This is a genomic window from Microbispora sp. ATCC PTA-5024, from assembly GCF_000511135.2.
Lineage (GTDB): Bacteria > Actinomycetota > Actinomycetes > Streptosporangiales > Streptosporangiaceae > Microbispora > Microbispora corallina.
This window is the reverse complement of record NZ_KI866524.1, coordinates 1,183,025-1,184,920: the sequence shown is the minus strand read 5'-3', so window position 1 is coordinate 1,184,920 and position 1,896 is coordinate 1,183,025. Positions and strand designations below refer to the sequence as shown.

Genomic DNA, 1,896 nt, shown 5'->3' with positions numbered 1-1,896 from the left:
TGCTCACCGCCTCCTTCCCGGGTCGGCGACCCGAGCCGGTCGGGTCGCGGCGGCCGCGGCGGGGCGGCGCCCAAAGCGGCTGATCTTCATGGGCGAACTCCTGGATCCTGGGTGGACGGAGGATGGGGCCGGGCCTGAACAGCCCTGCTGTTAGCGCTAACAATCGAGCTGGGCCCGACCCCTCTCCACGGAGGCGTACTCGTAGGTGGTGGTGCGGCGGAGCCAATACGACACGGTCGAGTCCCGTCAAGGCGCGGAGCGCTCCGGAGGCCGCTCCCCGGGGCGCCGGCAGCCATCTCATCTGCCTCGACGTCCGCGATGTCACAGCGCCGCCGAGGCGGCTGTGCTGAAATTTTCAGCAGGTGAAGGCCATCGCGCGGGCGCCCGATGGACAGGACGCCGGGGGCGGGAGAACCGCCCGGCGTTCAGGTGGCGGGACTGCGAGACGACGGTGACGACGTCGATGCGCACCCGAGGCGCCGAACGCGCCGTCGACGCGATTCTTGTGCGGCCTTGACAGTTTTCCGGGCGATTTCCACACTGACTCCCCGGGCGGCCCTCTCCTGCCGGAACGGGTGGTGAGCGGCAGGAGCCGCCGGCAACCGGTCTGTCCGGAACTCATCGGGCAGGCCCGTCCTCTCGCGCGCGATTTTCCGACCCGGCACGAAGGCTGCCGTACGCCCGCGTGCCGGCCTCTTCCGATGCCATCGCTTTCCCGGCGTGCGCGACGACCGCGCACGACGTCTCGTTCCGCTCCGAATCGTTCACTGGAGGTTGAGAATGCAACCGGCCACAATCCGACCGCGTCGCCGTCGGCAGGGCGCTCGCGGCCTCGCCGCCGCGACGGCCCTGACCGCGGCCGGCGTCGTCACGCTGTGCGCGGCCCTGCCGGCTCAGGCGGCGACGACGTTGAAGGCGGCAGCCGAGGCCCGGGGGAGGTACTTCGGTACGGCGCTGACGCGGGGAGACCTCGGTATCAGCGCCGAGACCTCTCTCGCGGCGGCCCAGTTCGACATGGTCACCCCGGGCAACGAGATGAAGTGGGACACCACCGAGCCGTCCAGGGGCGGGTTCAACTTCGGGCCGGGCGACCAGATCGTCTCGTTCGCCCAGTCCCACAGCATGCGGGTGCGCGGCCACACGCTCGTGTGGCACGCCCAGCTGCCCGCCTGGGTGAGCAGCCTCTCACTGAACCAGGTGCAGAGCGCGATGGAGAACCACATCACCAACGAGGCGACCCACTACAAGGGCAAGGTCTACTCCTGGGACGTGGTCAACGAGCCGTTCAACGAGGACGGCACCCTGCGGCAGGACGTGTTCTACAAGGCCATGGGCACGAACTACATCGCCAACGCGTTGCGCGCCGCGCACGCGGCCGACCCGAACGCCAAGCTGTACATCAACGACTACAACATCGAGGGAGTCAACGCCAAGAGCAACGGCATGTACTCGCTCGCGCAGTCGCTGCTGGCCCAGGGCGTGCCGCTGAACGGCATCGGGTTCGAGAGCCACTTCATCGCCGGCCAGGTTCCCTCCTCCCTGCTGACGAACATGCAGCGCTTCGCCGCCCTGGGACTCGACGTGGCCGTCACCGAGCTCGACGACCGCATCCAGCTGCCGACCAGCACGGCGAAACTGCAGCAGCAGGGCACCGACTACGGCACGGTCGTGAACGCCTGCCTGTCGGTGCCCCGCTGCGTCGGCGTCTCCCAATGGGGCGTCGACGACGGCCACTCCTGGATCCCCGGCACCTTCCCGGGCTACGGCGCCGCCACCATGTACGACTCCGGCTACCAGCCGAAGCCCGCCTACAACGCCGCCCTGAACGCGCTCAACGCCGCCACCCCCACCCCCACCCCCACCCCGACGCCGACTCCCACGCCGACGCCTACTCCT

1 protein-coding gene is annotated in these 1,896 nt (G+C 69.5%); it reads left to right on the top strand.

All coding sequences use genetic code 11. The features are described from left to right. Positions 1-780: 780 nt before the first annotated feature. Positions 781-1,896, top strand: a 1,116-nt coding sequence (locus MPTA5024_RS26070; RefSeq protein WP_084369984.1) for an endo-1,4-beta-xylanase, incomplete at its 3' end; no start/stop codon positions are given.